Source organism: Cupriavidus sp. 05T42 (genome assembly GCF_056396345.1).
In genome coordinates, this window is record NZ_JBFTLH010000051.1 from 1 (window position 1) to 1,635 (window position 1,635).

Annotated in this window: 1 protein-coding gene; it reads left to right on the top strand. The window is 65.2% G+C overall.

Going from position 1 to position 1,635, the window contains the following annotated elements; translation table 11 throughout:
- Window positions 1-106: 106 nt before the first annotated feature.
- Entirely contained in the window at window positions 107-1,594 is a 1,488-nt protein-coding gene (locus AC1EJR_RS27250; RefSeq protein ID WP_441593076.1) for an ISNCY family transposase, read from the top strand.
- Window positions 1,595-1,635: the final 41 nt, after the last annotated feature.

A 1,635-nucleotide genomic window follows, 5' to 3' on the forward strand; every position in this document is an offset into this window, starting at 1 on the left:
GATGTTGGCCGTTATTAGTAATGTCACCTTTGCGACGAATAGAGATGTCACCTGAGGCTGCCTCCCCGTACGCTCCGAGTTTCGTCGGGCGCTTTGGGAGGCAGCCATGCACAGACAAGGATTGGTGACCATGAGCATGCGCGAAGTTGACCGCATGAAGGTGATCCAGGCTGTGGCCGATGGGCACCTTGCGCGCTGGCGGGCAGCCGAACGTCTGGGCGTCAGTGCCCGGCATGTCAGACGGCTGGTCTTGCGGCTCCTGGAGGACGGGCCAAGCGGGCTGGTATCGCGCAAGCGCGGACGTTCCAGCAATCGCCAGTTGCCTCCCGGCCTGGAATCTCGTGTCCGCGGCCTCGTCCGCGACAGCTACGCCGACTTTGGGCCGACCCTGGCCGCCGAGAAGCTGCGCGAGCGCCACGGCATTGATATCTCCTCCGCGTGCGTCCGCCGGATCATGATCGACGCCGGCTTCTGGGTGCCGAGGAAGCTGCGCCCGCCCAAGGTCCACCAGCCGAGGAACCGCCGCGCCTGCCTGGGCGAGCTGGTGCAGATCGATGGCAGCGATCATCACTGGTTCGAGGACCGGGCGGCGGCGTGCACGCTGCTGGTCTACGTCGACGACGCCACCGGCCGGCTGATGCAGCTGCTGTTCGTGCCGACCGAATCGACGCCAGCCTACTTTGCCGCCACCCGGGCCTATATCGAACGGCACGGCAAGCCGATGGCGTTCTATTCCGACAAGGCTGGCGTCTTCCGCGTCAACCGACAGGAGAATGCCGAAGGCCGCGGCTATACGCAGTTCGGGCGCGCCCTCTTCGAGCTGAACATCGACATCCTGTGCGCCAACACGAGCCAGGCCAAGGGCCGCGTCGAGCGAATGAACGGCACGCTGCAGGACCGGTTGGTCAAGGAATTGCGGCTGCGGGAGATTTCCAGCATGGAAGCCGCCAACGCCTACGCGCCGGCCTTCATGGCTGACTTCAACGCGCGCTTCGCCAAGGTGCCGCGCAGCGACTTCGATGCCCATCGGCCGCTGCGCGGTGACGAGGACCTGGAACGGATCTTCAGCTGGCGCGAATGGCGCAAGGTCTCGCAGAGCCTCACACTGCAGTATGCGAAGGTCATGTACCTGATCGAGGACCTGCCTGAACATCGCCGGCTGATCCACCGCTATATCGAGGTGGCGGAGTACCCCGATGGCCGGGTCGAGCTATGGGCCGATGGCGCTGCCCTGCCCTACACCACCTATGACCGGTTGCCGGAGGTGGATCAGGGCGCGATCGTGGACAACAAGCGGCTCGGGCACGTGCTCGCGATTGCCGCCACGGTCCAGGCCGAGCGGGACAGCCGGCACTGGAGCGCGCCGTCGCGCACGCTCTCGGGCGAGTCGCCGCGCCCGGCCAAGGTGCCCTTGAACGTCAAGCGCCAACGGCTGATCAACCGGCTGGATCTGGAACGCGCCATCGCGGGAACGGAATGTCCCACCCTGCTCCCGGCTCAGGCGCCATCGGCCAGCGCCACCGCCTTACGGGCACCCCACAAAAAACATCCCACCCCGCACAAAAAGCACGCCCGGACTGACATTTCTATTTAGCGGAAGACCCGACCTTTCAGAACCGCCTAGACAAGGGATGT